The organism is Kineococcus xinjiangensis (assembly GCF_002934625.1).
Taxonomy (GTDB): domain Bacteria; phylum Actinomycetota; class Actinomycetes; order Actinomycetales; family Kineococcaceae; genus Kineococcus_A; species Kineococcus_A xinjiangensis.
In genome coordinates, this window is the sequence record NZ_PTJD01000003.1 from 303,412 (window position 1) to 317,112 (window position 13,701).

13 protein-coding genes are annotated in these 13,701 nt (G+C 75.1%); 7 read left to right on the forward strand and 6 right to left on the reverse strand.

Translation table 11 applies throughout. The annotated features are described in order from the left end of the window. The first annotated feature begins 1 nt into the window (after position 1). The 6 genes from CLV92_RS06210 to CLV92_RS06235 all read left to right on the forward strand — a co-directional run bounded on the left by CLV92_RS06210 (position 2) and on the right by CLV92_RS06235 (position 5,034). The gene (locus CLV92_RS06210; RefSeq protein ID WP_104431909.1) at positions 2-901 is read left to right on the forward strand and encodes an ABC transporter permease; all 900 of its coding nucleotides are present in this window, start codon (positions 2-4) and stop codon (positions 899-901) included. A 15-nt stretch (positions 902-916) separates the two neighbouring features. Next, entirely contained in the window at positions 917-1,651 is a 735-nt protein-coding gene (locus CLV92_RS06215) for an ABC transporter ATP-binding protein (protein WP_104432018.1), read from the forward strand. Positions 1,652-1,782: 131 nt separating this feature from the next. Beyond that, positions 1,783-2,370: a phosphatase PAP2 family protein gene (locus CLV92_RS06220; protein WP_425433562.1), complete on the forward strand. Its 588-nt coding sequence runs from the start codon at positions 1,783-1,785 to the stop codon at positions 2,368-2,370. Then, positions 2,367-3,281, forward strand: a complete 915-nt coding sequence (locus CLV92_RS06225) for a decaprenyl-phosphate phosphoribosyltransferase (RefSeq protein WP_104431910.1) — start codon at positions 2,367-2,369, stop codon at positions 3,279-3,281. The genes CLV92_RS06220 and CLV92_RS06225 overlap by 4 nt, the downstream gene beginning before the upstream one ends. Further along, positions 3,278-3,742 (forward strand): GtrA family protein, encoded by a 465-nt coding sequence (locus CLV92_RS06230; protein ID WP_104431911.1) that lies wholly within the window; start codon positions 3,278-3,280, stop codon positions 3,740-3,742. Before CLV92_RS06225 ends, CLV92_RS06230 begins: the two co-directional genes overlap by 4 nt. Positions 3,743-3,750: 8 nt before the next feature. After that, positions 3,751-5,034, forward strand: coding sequence for a glycosyltransferase family 87 protein (locus CLV92_RS06235; protein ID WP_158257149.1), 1,284 nt, complete (start codon positions 3,751-3,753; stop codon positions 5,032-5,034). A gap of 30 nt (positions 5,035-5,064) precedes the next feature. Here CLV92_RS06235 and CLV92_RS06240 read toward each other — a convergent pair whose 3' ends face one another. The 6 genes from CLV92_RS06240 to dprE1 all read right to left on the reverse strand — a co-directional run bounded on the left by CLV92_RS06240 (position 5,065) and on the right by dprE1 (position 11,454). After that, positions 5,065-5,664: a transglutaminase domain-containing protein gene (locus CLV92_RS06240; protein WP_211290905.1), complete on the reverse strand. Its 600-nt coding sequence runs from the start codon at positions 5,662-5,664 to the stop codon at positions 5,065-5,067. 186 nt (positions 5,665-5,850) lie between these two features. After that, positions 5,851-6,417, reverse strand: coding sequence for a CDP-diacylglycerol--serine O-phosphatidyltransferase (pssA, locus tag CLV92_RS06245; RefSeq protein WP_104431914.1), 567 nt, complete (start codon positions 6,415-6,417; stop codon positions 5,851-5,853). Then, on the reverse strand, positions 6,414-7,586 hold the full coding sequence (locus CLV92_RS06250) for a phosphatidylserine decarboxylase (protein WP_211290906.1): 1,173 nt from the start codon (positions 7,584-7,586) through the stop codon (positions 6,414-6,416). Before CLV92_RS06250 ends, pssA begins: the two co-directional genes overlap by 4 nt. 252 nt (positions 7,587-7,838) lie before the next feature. Beyond that, entirely contained in the window at positions 7,839-9,329 is a 1,491-nt protein-coding gene (locus CLV92_RS06255) for a glycosyltransferase family 39 protein (RefSeq protein ID WP_104431916.1), read from the reverse strand. A gap of 62 nt (positions 9,330-9,391) precedes the next feature. Beyond that, a complete protein-coding gene (gene dprE2 / locus CLV92_RS06260) occupies positions 9,392-10,147 on the reverse strand; it encodes a decaprenylphospho-beta-D-erythro-pentofuranosid-2-ulose 2-reductase (protein ID WP_104431917.1) in 756 nt (251 codons plus the stop codon). Continuing rightward, positions 10,144-11,454 (reverse strand): decaprenylphosphoryl-beta-D-ribose oxidase, encoded by a 1,311-nt coding sequence (gene dprE1 / locus CLV92_RS06265; protein ID WP_245886477.1) that lies wholly within the window; start codon positions 11,452-11,454, stop codon positions 10,144-10,146. Before dprE1 ends, dprE2 begins: the two co-directional genes overlap by 4 nt. A gap of 249 nt (positions 11,455-11,703) precedes the next feature. Here dprE1 and CLV92_RS06270 point away from each other — a divergent pair, with 249 nt between their 5' ends. Continuing rightward, entirely contained in the window at positions 11,704-13,548 is a 1,845-nt protein-coding gene (locus CLV92_RS06270) for a SpoIID/LytB domain-containing protein (RefSeq protein WP_104431918.1), read from the forward strand. The last annotated feature ends 153 nt before the right edge of the window (positions 13,549-13,701 follow it).

Here is a 13,701-nt window from a genome sequence, read left to right on the forward strand (position 1 = left end):
GGTGACCGGCGCTCCGGCGGGCGCGCGCCCCCGGGCGGGGGAGGACGGCTTCGAGATCCCCGGCCGCGGCCGCGGGCTGCTCGACGTCCTGCAGCGCCGGTACCTGCTGCGGCTGCTGGTCCGCAAGGAGCTGCGGGTCCGCTACCAGGGTTCCGCGCTGGGGCTGCTGTGGTCCTACGTGAAGCCTGCGGTGCAGTTCTGCGTCTTCTTCTTCGCCCTGGGCGTCTTCCTCAAGGTGGGCCAGGACGTCGAGAACTTCGCGGTGTACCTGTTCGCCGGGATCGTCGTCATCAACTACTTCTCGGAGACGTTCGGCAACGCCACCCGGGCGGTGGTGGGCAACGCACCGCTGGTGAAGAAGATCTACCTGCCGCGGGAGCTGTTCCCCGTCGCCTCGGCGTGGGTGGCGGCGGTGCACTTCCTGCCCCAGTTCGTGGTCCTGCTCATCGGCACGCTGATCGCGGGCTGGCGGCCGACCCTCGGCCAGCTCGCGGGCGGGGCGCTCGGGTTCGCGATCATCGTGGTGCTCGCGGTCGGCCTCGGGCTGCTCTTCGGGGCGATCAACGTGCTCTACCGGGACTTCGAGAACATCGTCGACCTGCTGCTGCTCGTCGTGACGTGGACCTCACCGGTGCTCTACACCTGGGTGCACGTCCGCGACGCCATCCGCCGGGCCGAGCTGCCGGACTGGCTGCTGACGGTGTACCAGCTCAACCCCGTCACCTCGGCGGTGGAGCTGTTCCACTACGGCTTCTGGTACGGCGCGACGACGAAGCCCTACGAGCTGCCGCCGAACCTGCTGTGGAACGGCCTGCTGTCCCTCGGCATCGCCGTCGCCGTCCTCGTCCTCGGCCAGTTCACCTTCCGCCGGCTCGAGGGCCGCTTCGCGCAGGAGCTGTAGGAGACCGTGACCACGATGAGCAGCACCCGCCGGACGAGCACCACCATCGCGGTGCAGTCCGTCTCCAAGCGCTTCGTGCTGCGCCACGACCGCAGCCTGAAGAACCTCGCCGTCTCCGCCTTCCGCGGCAAGGACCTCGGCAACTCCTTCCTCGCCCTCGACGACGTCGGCTTCGAGGTGGGGGAGGGGGAGGCCGTGGCCCTGCTCGGCCTGAACGGCTCCGGCAAGTCGACCCTGCTGAAGCTCATCTCCGGGGTGATGAGCCCCGACGCCGGCCAGGTCCTCCTGCGCGGGCGCATCGCCGGGCTCATCGAGGTCGGGGCGGGCTTCCACCCGGACCTCACCGGCCGGGAGAACGTCTACCTCAACGGGGCGATCCTCGGCATGGACGAGGCCACGATCAAGCAGCGCTTCGACCAGATCGTCGCGTTCTCCGAGATCGAGCGCTTCATCGACACCGAGGTCAAGTTCTACTCCTCGGGGATGTTCCTGCGCCTCGCCTTCGCCGTGGCCGTGCACACCGACCCCGAGATCTTCCTCATCGACGAGATCCTCGCCGTCGGGGACGCGCCCTTCCAGCAGAAGTGCCTCGGCCGCATCCGGGAGCTGCGCGAGGAGGGCCGCACCCTCGTCATCGTCAGCCACGACCTCGACATGGTCTCCACGCTGTGCTCGCGCGGCGTGGTCCTGGAGCAGGGGAGGCTCGTCGCCGACGAGGACATCCACGCCGCGGTGGGCCGGCTGCGGTGAGCAGCGCCCCGCAGGCACCACGGACCAGCAACCACACCGATCAGGACCGCGCCGCGAGGCGGGGGAGGACGGACGACGTGACGACGAGCGAGGCGGCCACGAGCGGGGCGGCGGTGATCGAGGAGGCGGTGATCGAGGAGGCCGCGGCGACCGGAGCGGCCCTGCCGGTCGAGGCCCCGCCGACGAACGCCGACCTGCGGCTGCTGCTGGCGGTGCAGTCGCGCCTGCGCACCCCCGCGGTGGTGCGCACGGCGCAGCTGATGAGCCACGCCGGTGAGCACGCGGCGGTCTGGATCGCCGCGGGCGCCGCCGGTGCCCTCGTCGACCGTGGGCGGCGCCGGGAGTGGGTGGAGGCGACCGCCGCGGTCGTGGCCGCCCACGGGGCCAGCGTCGTGCTGAAGCGGGTCACCCGCCGGACCCGCCCGCAGCACCCGCACCTGCTGGTGCACGCGGGAACGCCCAGCCGCTGGAGCCTGCCCTCCTCGCACGCCACCTCCACCACGGCGGCGGTCGTGGCGTTCGGGCGCCTCCTCGGCGCGCGGCGGCTGGCGCCGCTGACACCGGCGATGGCGCTCTCGCGCCTCGTCGTCGGCGTGCACTACCCGAGCGACGTCGCCGCCGGCAGCGCCCTCGGCGCCGCGGTGGCCGGGGTCGCCCCGCGGGTGCTGCGCCTGCTGCCCGCCCCGCTCGGCCGCACCCGCGCGGACCGCCGCCGGTGAGCACCGCAGCCCTCGTCAAGGCCGGCCGCCCCCGCCAGTGGGTCAAGAACGTCCTCGTCGTCGCGCCGCTGCTGCCCGCCGGGTGGTCGCAGCTCGACGGGGAGGCCTTCCTGGGTGTCGCCGTGGCGTTCGGGGTCTTCTGCCTCGTCGCCAGCGCCATCTACATGATCAACGACGTGCGGGACGTCGAGGCCGACCGCGCCCACCCGAAGAAGCGGTTCCGGCCGATCGCCTCCGGCGCCGTGGCCCCCCGCACGGCAGCCGTCACGGCCGTCGTGCTCCTCGTCGTCGCCCACGCGATCGCCGCCCTCTGGGGACTGCGGGGCGCCCTGTGGGGCTTCACGGGGGCGGAGGGGAGCTGGGACTACGACCTCCTCGTCGTGATGGCGATCTACACCGTCATCCAGCTCGCGTACTGCTTCGGCGTCAAGCACGAGCCCGTCGTGGAGCTGGCCTGCGTCGCCTCCGGCTTCCTGCTGCGCGCCCTGGCCGGCGGGACCGCGGCGGGCATCCCGCTGTCGGAGTGGTTCCTCATGACCACCGCCTTCGGCTCCCTGTTCATGGCCGCCGGCAAGCGCTACGCGGAGTCGCGCCAGGGGGAGCTGACCGGGCGGCAGGTGCGGCGCGTGGTGCAGCGCTACACCCCGACGTACCTGCGCTTCGTGTGGACGCTGTCCGCCACGGTCGTCGTCACCGCCTACTCGCTGTGGGCGTTCACGGCGCTGTCCAACTCCAGCCAGCGCTGGGCCGTGGTCTCCATCGTCCCCTTCGTCCTGGCGATCATGCGCTACGCCGTGGACGTCGACCGCGGGGAGGCCGAGGAGCCGGAGGAGATCGTCCTCCACGACCGGGTCCTCCTCGTGCTCGGCCTGGTCTGGGTCGCGGTCCTCCTGGTGGCGGTGTACCTGTGACCGACCAGCCCGCGAACGCGTCCGTCCCGCAGCCGTCCCGCCTGGAGACCCTGATGCGCAGCGACCGGGCCGGGGAGGTCTTCCGCTTCCTCGTCACCGGCGGCATCGCCTACCTGGCCGACGTGCTGATCTTCAACGTGCTGCTCTTCAGCGGCGTGCACCACCTCACGTCCCGGGTGGTCTCCAGCGTCATCGCGATCGGCATCGCCTTCCTCGGCAGCCGGTACTACACGTGGGCGCACCGGCGCAGCGAGCACCCGGGCCGCGAGTACGCCATGTTCTTCCTCCTCAGCGCCGTCGCCGCCGGCATCCAGGTGCTCTGCCTGTACATCTCCCACAACGTGCTGGGCTTCACCAGCGCGCTCGCGGACAACATCTCCAGCAACATCATCGGCATGGCCCTCGCGATGGTGTTCCGGTTCCTGACCTTCCGCTCGCTGGTCTTCCCCGACCGCTCCTGATGCGGCGCGTGCTCCGGCGCCTGGCGGCCGGGCGCGCCGGTCTCGTGGTGCCGGTCGCGCTGGCCGTCCTCTGGTGCGCGGTGGTCGTCACCACCCACCTCACGGCGCAGTGGTGGCAGCCCGGCTACGACCTGGCCGTCTACCGGCGCGGGGCGCGCGACCTGCTCGCCGGCCGCGACCTGTACCTGGCGGCCACCGACCGCGGGCACTACTTCGTGTACCCCCCGCTGGCGGCGGTGCTCATGGTGCCGCTGCTGCTGCTGCCGCCCTCCGCGGCGCTGCTCATCTGGGACGCGGTCCTGGTGGTGGCGGTGGTCCTCGGCACCGGCTGGCTGCTGCGGGCCGTTCCCGTCCGCGCCGGGGCCGGGCCGCGCGCACCGCTGGTCACGGGCCTGTCGCTGGCGGCGGTCCTCGTCAGCGACCCGTTCCGGGAGTCGGTGGTGCTGGGCCAGATCAGCCCGCTCGTCGTCCTGGGGCTGGTGGTCGGCTGCCTGCTGGGCGGGCGGCGCGGCGCGGTGCTGGCCGCCCTGGCGGCGTCGGTCAAGGTGACGCCCGCCCTGGTGCTGACCGCCGCGGTGAACCGGACGGCGCGGCGGGCCTTCGCGGTGCGCGTCGGCGTGGCCGGGATCGCCCTCACGCTGCTGGGGGCCGTGGCGGCGCCGGCCTCCTGGCGGCACTACTTCACGGACCTGCTGTGGAACTCAGCGCGGGTCGCGGCGCCGGACACCCCGACGAACAACTCCCTGGCGGGGGCCCTCGCCCACGTCGGCGTCCCGGGCCCCACGGCGCTCGTCGCGGGCGCGGCGCTGTCCGTCCCGCTGCTGGTGGTGCTGCTGCTCGCCGCGCGGCGCACCGACTGGTCGGGTCCCGCCGACCGGATGCGCTTCGGGCTGCTCGTCAGCCTCGTGGCCGTCCTCGTGACCCCGGTGGCGTGGACGCACCACGCGCTCGCCGCCCCGCTGGCGGCGGTGGTGCTGCTGGCGGCCCGGCCGCGCGGCCTGCGGCTGGCCGTGGTCGTGGTGGTGGGGCTGCTGCCGTGGCTGCCGCCGGTGCTGGAGGTGGCGGCGGACCTGAGGGGCGGCTGGCGGGTGCTCAGCGCCCCCCTGGCGCTGACGCGGCCCCTGTCCCTCCTGGTGCTCGTGGCGCTGCTCCTGCCCGGCAGGCGGGTCCTGGACCTGGACGCCGCCGCGCCGGCCGCGGGGGGCCGCGCGGACGTGCCGGTGCGACCGAGGGGCGTGCTGCCGGAGCGCCCGAGCGCAGCGCCCGGCTCCGCGGGGGCGGGTCAGGCCTGAGGCGGGACCCGGGTCGGGGTGGGCTGGACGTCAGGGCAGGTGCAGGTCCGAGGGCAGCCCGCCCCTGCGCAGGGTGCGGATGTCGTCCGTGGAGCGCAGTGCCGCGAGGACGTCGGGGTGGGGCCGGACGTGGATCACCGGGTGGTCGCGCTCACCGAGGTCCGGGCGCACCGGCCAGGCCAGGCGCTCGCCGTCCAGGGAGAACTGCGCGTCCAGGCCGGGCTCGTTCCCGCGCGGGTCCTGGCGGTGCCAGGTGCCGTGCAGGTGGACGGCCACGAGCCCGTGCACCACGAACGTCTTCCCGTCGTCGGTGAGCCGCTGGTAGCACAGCCCCGCGGGCACCCCGCCGGCTCGCAGGAGGGCGGCCAGCAGGTGGGCCTTCGCGTAACAGAGGCCGACCCCCTCGCGCAGGACCTCCGGGGCGGTGACGGTCACGCGGGGGTCGTCGGCGTCGAAGGAGTGCCGGATCCGGTCGCGGACGTGCTCGAAGGCCCCGCGGGCGAAGGCGTCGTCCTCGGCGTGGCGGGTGCGCAGGTCGGCGGCGAGCCGTGCGACCGCGGGATGCCCGCTGTCGACGACGTCGTCGCCCGACAGGTACGCGGACGGCTCCACGGCGGTGAGCTGCGGCACGGGTTCTCCTCGACAGGGGAGAGCCAGCATACTCATGCAGCTCAACGCATGTGCATTCGATCGCGCGGGGTGCGTCGGCCTCCCCGCGCCCCGGAAAGGACCCTTTCCGGGGTGGGGAACGTCCTCGTGCCCCCGGAAAGGGTCCTTTCCGGGGGCACGAGGGGCGCGGGGAGGCGCGAGGGGGTGCTACCGCCGCCGCGGGTCGGCTGCGTGCAGGATCGCGACCGCCCCGCGCCAGCTCCCCGCGAGGTTGGGGAACGGCACCGTGCTGATCATCAGCGCACCGGCGGCGAGGGCCGTGCCCAGCACCAGCGGCGCCTGCGCGTGGGAGAGCACGGACAGCATCATCAGCAGCCCCGCGACCGGGATCGGCAGCCCCACGAAGCAGGTGCTCTGCTTCACCAGCGGGAACCGGGCCAGGCGCCACGCCCCCGCCAGGAGGAAGCCCACCGCCGCCGCCAGACCCACCACGGGCAGCTCGTGCAGCGCCCCCGCGTACAGCGCCATCGCCGGCACCACGCCGAAGGACAGCAGGTCCGCCAGCGAGTCCAGCGTCGCCCCGAACCCCTCGTCCTGCCGGCCCCGGCGCGCCACCGGCCCGTCGACGAGGTCGCACAGCGCGCCGATGGCCACCAGCAGCGCCGCGACCGCGAAGTCGCCGTTGAGGACGGCGAGCAGGCCGAGGAAGCCGGCCACCAGGTTCGCGCTCGTGATCGCGTTCGCCAGCGTCACGCAGTCGCGTGAACTGCTCATCCTCCGGGGCGGTAGCGGGCGAGGGGGGTGATCCCCGCGCGGACACGGTCACCAGGGCGCACCAGGACGTGGACGCCGCCCTCCGGCAGCAGCACGTCCGTGCGGGAGCTCAGGTGGATGAGGCCGATGCGCTGACCGGTCTCCACCTGGTCACCCGGCTGGATCCAGCTGGAGATCTTGCGGGCGATCAGCCCCGCCATCGGCACGACGACCACGCGGCCCGAGGGCCCGTCGATCGCGATGCGCGTGCGCGTGTTGTGCCCGGCACGGGAGAACAGGGCCGGGGCGAAACCGCCCTCGACGAACTCCATCTCCGCCACCTTGCCCTCCACGGGGCTGCGGTTGACGTGGACGTTGTGCAGGTTGAGGAACGTGGCGATGCGCACGGCCCGCCCGCCCGGCAGCCACGGCTCGTCCACCGACTCGTCCACGCTGCGCACCACGCCGTCCGCGGCGGCGTAGACCACGCCCGGCTCCGCGGTGAGCGGGCGCTCCGGGTCGCGGAAGAACGCGGTGAACCCGGCGGCCGCACCCAGCGCCAGCCAGCCGCTGCGCCGCCGCTTCAGCAGCAGGGCCGCGCCCAGTGCCGCCGAGGGGACGATGTAGCGCCGCCCTTCCGACCACGTCCGGCGGGTGAGGGGCAGCAGGGAGCCGGTGGGCTCCTCCGCGCGCACCTCCGCACCCGCCGAGCACCCGAACAGGAACGCCGGCGGGAAGTTCAGCAGCGAGACCCGCCGCCGCACGTGCGGGAAGCGCCGGCGCAGCTCCGCCTGCACGAAGGGGGAGTACTGCAGCACCAGCGCCACCCCGTGCAGCCGCAGCGCCCGGGGGATCTGGTCGAGGATGCGCTGGCGCAGCTCCGGCTCCAGCGAGGTGTACGGCAGGCCGGAGACGACGATGTCGGCCCGCTCGCCGCGCAGGTGCTCGTGCAGGTTCTCCGCCGAGTCGCACACCACCTGCAGCCGGGGGTCGTCGAAGCGCTGCGTGAGCAGCTCCGCGAGGTGGGGGTCGATCTCCAGGGCGAGCAGCCGGGCGTCCGGGCGCAGCCGCGCGAGGATCTCCCCGGTGTAGACGCCGGTGCCCGGGCCGAGCTCCACGACGAGGTCCGCGCCCGGCACGTCGGCCAGGTCGAGCATGTCCCGCACTGCCGTGCGGGACGTCGGGAGCACCGCCCCGACCCTCCTCGGGTGCGTCACGAAGGCCCTCAGGAAGCTCAACCGGTCAGCGAATTGCCGTCTCATTCGTTCCCTTCCAGGACCGGCGCGGGCCGTCGAGGCCCGGTGCGCCGGTGCAGCGTGGCGTGAATCAGCACCATGGCATGCCCGCGCGCCCTCCGTGAACCCTTCCGGCGCTGGGCGAGAGCGGCCGGCGGGCAGTGGACCGGGCCACTGCGGGCCCCGCCGGGCTCCTCGGGCGGGCCCTCACCGCCGCACGAACTCCCGCACCGTCCAGTCCGCCAGGTCCACCCGGTCGACCTGGCGGTACCGCCGCGCCAGCAGTTCCAGCTTCCGCCGATCGCCCGGCTCCGCCGCGATCATCGCTCCCGGGCGGCCGATCACCCACACCCGCTCCACGTCCGCCATGGCGCGGGAGATCCCCTCCGGGCCGTGCTCCACGCCGACGAGGGTCGCCGACTCCTCCGGGCCGCGGGCCAGCGCCACGTCCGCCAGGCCGGCGAACGCCTCCGGGTGCGACTGCACGACGACCCGGTAGCGGTACTCCCCGTTCGGGACGAACAGCACCGCATCGCCGGGGCGCGCCCGCTCCGCCACCAGCGCCGCCACGCCCCGCACGTCCTCCGCGTGGCCGACCGGCCCGCGCAGCGCCAGCTGACGGGGCAGGCCGGTCGCCGCCAGCGCCGCCACCAGCGCCACCGCCGGCAGCAGCCGCCACCCGCCCCGGGCGCGCGCGCCGGGAGCCGGGCCCCGCCGCGCGAGCAGGCTCCCCGCGCCGAGGGCCGCCACACCCGCCAGCAGCAGGCACAGCCCCGGCAGCGTCGGCACCAGGTAGCGCGTCGTCCACAGCGGGTGCACCTGCGCCAGCGCCCACAGCAGCGGAACCGGCAGCGCCCCCCACGCCGCACCGAGCAGCGCCAGGCGCCGGTGCCGCCCCGCGGCGAGGACGAGCGCGGCGGCGCCCACGAGCAGCAGCGCGCCCGGGCGCGAGCCGGCCGTCGCCACGACGTGCCCGGTCAGGTCGCGCAGGGCGGGTGGCTGCAGGAACGCCACCTGCCCCGCCTGCCGCTGCGCCGCCAGCACCAGCGGGGCCGCGAGCAGCAGCCCCGCCGCCGCCGCCGCGCCGCCGCGGCGCAGCAGCACGACCCGGCCCGGCCGTGCTGCTGCGCTGGGCCCGCCGGCCGCACCGGGTGCGGTCAGCAGCCAGGCCGCGTGCCCCAGCAGCACCAGCCCCGCCAGCGTGTTCACCGCGAGGACCACGGGGAGCGACAGGGCGTACAGCACCCACCCGCGCCGCGCACCCGGCCGGGCGCACGCCCGCAGCAGCAGGTACGAGGACAGGGCGGCGAGCAGCGCCGCGAGCGCGTACGGACGGGCCTCCTGTGCGTAGCGGGAGACCAGCGGCAGCGCGAGCCACAGCGCCACCGCGGTGCAGCCCACCGCGCGGTCGGCGGCGCGGCGGGCGGTGCCGTAGAGGACGGGGCCCGTCAGCGCCGCCGCCACCACGGACACCCACCGCGCGGCGGTCAGGGAGGGGTCGGAGCCGAACAGGGCGTGCACCAGCAGGTAGTACGGGGTGTGGACCAGGTCCACCGAGCGGGCCAGGGCCAGGATGTCGCCGACGCTGCGGGAGGCGACGGCGAGCGTCACCGCCTCGTCCCGCCACGCGCTCGGCATGCCCGCGCCCCAGCCGAACACCACCAGGCCGGCCGCCGCGGCAAGGCACCCCAGCAGCACGTCCAGCCGGGCGCGGCGACGGCCCGGCCCCGGGCGTGCGGGCCGGGCCGGCAGCGCGGACCTCAGATCGGCAGGCGGCGGAACACCGGCGCCGGGACGTGCCGCAGCCCCGACATGACCCAGCGCATCGGACCCGGCGCCCACACGGTCTCCCGGCCGCGGCGCACCGCGTCCACCGCCACCGCCGCGACCTGCTCCGGCGTCACGGCCAGCGGGGCCTCCTTCATGCCCTCGGTCATCTTCGACTTCACGAAGCCCGGGCGGACGACGACGACGCGCACGCCCGAGGGGCGCAGCGCCTCCCGCAGGCCCGTGTAGAAGGCGTCGAAGCCGGCCTTGGTGGAGCCGTAGACGAAGTTCGAGCGGCGCGCCCGCTCCCCGGCCACCGACGACAGCGCCACGATCGTCCCGTGGCCCTGCTCCTGCAGCCGCCCGGCCAGGCGCACCCCGAGGGCCACCGGCGCGGTGTAGTTCACCGTGGCCAGCCGCACCGCCGCGTCGGGGTCCTGCCACAGCTGCTCGGCGTCGCCGAGCTGACCGAACGCGACGACGGAGACGTCGAGGTCGCCCTCGGCGAAGCACTCCGCGACGACCTTCTCGTGGGAGGCGAGGTCCTCCGCGTCGAAGTCCACCGCCCGCACCGCGTGGCCGGCCGCCACGAGGCGCTGCACCGCGGCGTCGCGGCGCTCGCTGGGGCGCGCGGCCAGCACCACGCGCAGGGTGCGGCCGTCGGCGAGACCCTCCACGGTGGCCAGGCCGATGTCGGACGTGCCGCCGAGCAGCAGCACGGACTGGGGGTTGCCCAGGGCGTCGATCACAGGGCCAGCCTCCTCGCGAGGTCAGAGGTGAACACGTGGTTGGGGTCGACGGCCTCGCGCACGGCGCGCCACTCGTCGATGCGGGGGTACATGGCCCGCAGGCGCTCCGGGGTGACCCGGGAGTCCTTGGCCAGGTAGAGCCGCCCGCCGGCCTCCACGACGAGGTCGTCGAGGCGGTCCAGCAGCTTGGACAGCTCCTGCCGGTCGGCGGCCACCGGGATGTCCAGGGCCAGCGTCCAGCCGGGGGAGGGGAACGACAGCGGGCCGTCGTTGCCCGGGCCGAAGCGCTTGAGGACGGCGAGGAAGGAGGCCTGCCCCGCGGCGGCGAGGGCCTCGATGCAGGCGCGCATCGTCTCCTCGGCACCGAAGGGCACCACGAACTGCCACTGGAGGAAGCCGCGCGGGCCGTAGATGCGGTTCCACTCGTGCACCCCGTCGAGGGGGTGGAAGAACGGGTGGATGCCCTGCACCTCGCCGCGCCGCTCCCGAGGGGCCTTGCGGAACCAGACCTCGTTGAAGGCCATGACGGTCGCCCGGTTGAGCAGGCCCGAGGGGAAGACCGGCGGCGCGGTGAACAGCGACCGCGGGTTGAAGGTCAGCGGGTCCCGCTGCAGCTTGCGCGGCAGGTCGGCGCGCTTGGCGGACCAGCCCCGCGTCAGCACCGAGCGGCCCATGGTCGCCCCGCGGGCCAGGCAGTCGATCCACGCCACCGAGTACGTGTAGAGGTGGTCGGTGGAGGACAGCTTGTCCATGAGGTCGTCGAGGTTCTCGGCGCGCTCGGTGTCGACGAGGCAGTAGGCGCTCTCGACGCGCTTCATGCGGATCGTGGCGCGCAGGATGATGCCCGTCAGGCCCATGCCGCCCGCGGTGGCCCAGAAGAGGTCGTGGTCGGTCTCCGGCGTGATGGTGCGCACGGAGCCGTCGGCCATGAGCAGGTCCATGCTCGCCACGTGCTGGGTGAAGGTGCCCGCGACGTGGTGGTTCTTGCCGTGGATGTCGGCGGCGATCGCCCCGCCCACCGTGACCTGCCGGGTGCCCGGGGTGACGGGCACCCACAGGCCCAGGGGCAGGAGCCGGCGCATCATCGTGTCGAGGGAGACACCCGCCTCCACGACGACCGTGGCGCTGGGGACGTCGACGGAGAGGATGCGGTCCATGCCGGTCGCGTCGAGGACGAGGCCGCCGCTGTTCTGCGCCGCGTCGCCGTAGCTGCGGGCGAGTCCGCGCGCGAGCACCCCGCGACCGTCGGCCCCGCGCACGGCGGCGACGGCGGCCTCCTCGCCCGTCGTCTCCAGGAGCGTGGCCACGGTCGGGGCCGTGCCTCCCCATCCGGTCAGCGCCCGGCTCTGCCCGGGTGCCTCTCCGCGGTCCAGACCGAGGCTCTGCACGAGTCCGCCGTCCCCTCCGGGCCCGGGGCGCCCGGGCCTCCTGCTGCTGCGTGCGTGACCGGCCGACCTTAGCAACCGGTGCGGCGGCGCCGGCCGCGCCGGATGTGGAGGCTCTGCGCCCTCCCGGATCTCCACCACGGAACGGGTTCTGCTGCTTACTATTCGTGAGTGAACCTCCGTCGCGCCGTCGCGCTCGCCGCCGCGGCGGCCTCCACCCTCGTCGTCCTCCCCGCCGCCTCCGCCTCCGCGGCCGAGGTCTGGCCCGCGCCCGCCTCCGGAGCCTGGACCGTCACCGGGCGCGGCTACGGCCACGGGGCGGGGATGTCGCAGTGGGGGGCGCAGTCGCGGGCGCTGGCCGGGCAGGACTACCGGCGCATCCTCGCCGACTACTACCCCGGCACCGTCGTCGCCCACCGCCCCAACCGGCCGCTGCGCGTGCAGCTGTCCCGCCTGTCCGGCCCCGAGGTGTTCCTCGAGAGCCCCTCCCAGGCGCCGCTGGCGATCAGCACCTCCGGGCGCACCGTCGCCCCGGGGCAGCGGCTGCGGGTCACGTTCGAGAACGGCACCCTCGTCGGCGCCGCCCTCGACGGCACGACGGAGCTGTGGCGCGAGACGTGGACGTCGGTGCCGACCGTCTCCTCCCCCGACGGGGTGTGGGTGACGCGGGCGGACGGCTCGGGCAACCGGTTCCGCGGCACGATCAGCTTCCCCGTGACCACCCCCGTCACCCCGGTCAACAACACCTGGCTGGAGGACTACCTCCTCGGCGTGGTGCCGCGGGAGTCGCCGTCCTGGTTCGCCCAGCAGGCGCTGCGCGCGCAGTCCGTCGCCGCCCGCAGCTACGCCCTGTCCACCCTGCGCCCGCAGGCGGCCTGGGACATCTGCGACACCGAGGCGTGCCAGGTGTACGGCGGCAGCGCGGTCCGCGACGCGCGGCGCAGCGTCAGCTCGCTGGAGTCGCCGTCCACGAGCGAGGCCGTGCGTGCCACCGACGGGGAGATCCGCGAGCACCAGGGCCAGCCCGCCTTCACCCAGTTCTCCTCCAGCAACGGCGGCTGGTCGACGGTCGGCAGCAAGCCGTACCTGCAGGCCCACGAGGACTTCTGGTCCAGCCCGGCCGGGCGCGCGCCGCAGGACACCGTGGCCTCCTGGACCGCGCAGCTGCCGGTGGCCGCGGTCGCCCGCTCCTGCCCCAACGGCGGGCAGCCGCGCTTCCTGGAGCTCGTCGCCCGCGACGGGCGGGGGGAGTGGGGCGGGCGCATCACCTCCCTGCGGGTGCGCTGCACCACCGGCGACGCCACCCTCACCAGCGCGGCCGCCGCGCGCTTCGCCGGCACCCTGCGCTCGAGCTGGTGGGTGCCGCAGCCCGGCGGCACGGGCGCCGTCACCGACCGCTGGCGCGCCCTGGGCGGTGACGCGGGGGTCCTCGGGCGGCCCACCGGCCCGCACCGCGCGCTCTCGCACGTGGAGGGGACCTACCAGCTCTTCGAGCGCGGCTCGGTGTACTGGTCCCCGGCCAGCGGCGCCGCGTCCGTGCGCGGGGCGATCCGGGACAAGTGGGGCGCGATGGGCTGGGAGAACTCGCTGCTGCGCTTCCCGACGAGCGACGAGTTCGGCGTCCGCGGCGGCGCGGGGCAGCACTTCCAGGGGGGCTCGGTGTACTGGTCCCCGGCCACCGGCGCGCGCGAGGTGCACGGGGCGATCCGCGACGCGTGGGCCCGGCAGGGCTGGGAGCTCGGCCCCCTCGGCTTCCCGGTCACCGACGAGGTCCGCCTGGCCGGCGGGGCGGTGAGCCACTTCCAGGGCGGGTCGGTCTACTGGTCGCCGGCGACGGGGGCGCAGGCGGTGCGCGGGGCGATCCGGGACGCGTGGGCCCGGCAGGGCTGGGAGAACGGCCGCCTGGGCTACCCGACGTCCGACGAGTACGGGGTGCCCGGCGGGCGGCGCAGCGACTTCCAGGGCGGCAGCATCACGTGGACCCCGGCCGGCGGGGCGGTCGTCACCTACCGGTGAGCCCGCGAGGTCCCCGCCCCCCGGGTGCGTCCGGGGGGCGGGGACCTCGCGCGTCCGCCGCCGCGCCCGGGGCCTCCCGCCCCGGGCGCCGGGCGAGCGGCCCACTTCGGGACAAGCGCTTTCCGAAAGTGCCCCAGAAGCCTTGACCCTGCC

Coding starts and splice junctions, on each gene's coding strand:
- CLV92_RS06215 (WP_104432018.1), top strand. CDS start 917: ATGAGCAGCACCCGCCGGACGAGCACCACCATCGCGGTGCAGTCCGTC.
- pssA (WP_104431914.1), bottom strand. CDS start 6,417: ATGAGCAGTTCACGCGACTGCGTGACGCTGGCGAACGCGATCACGAGC.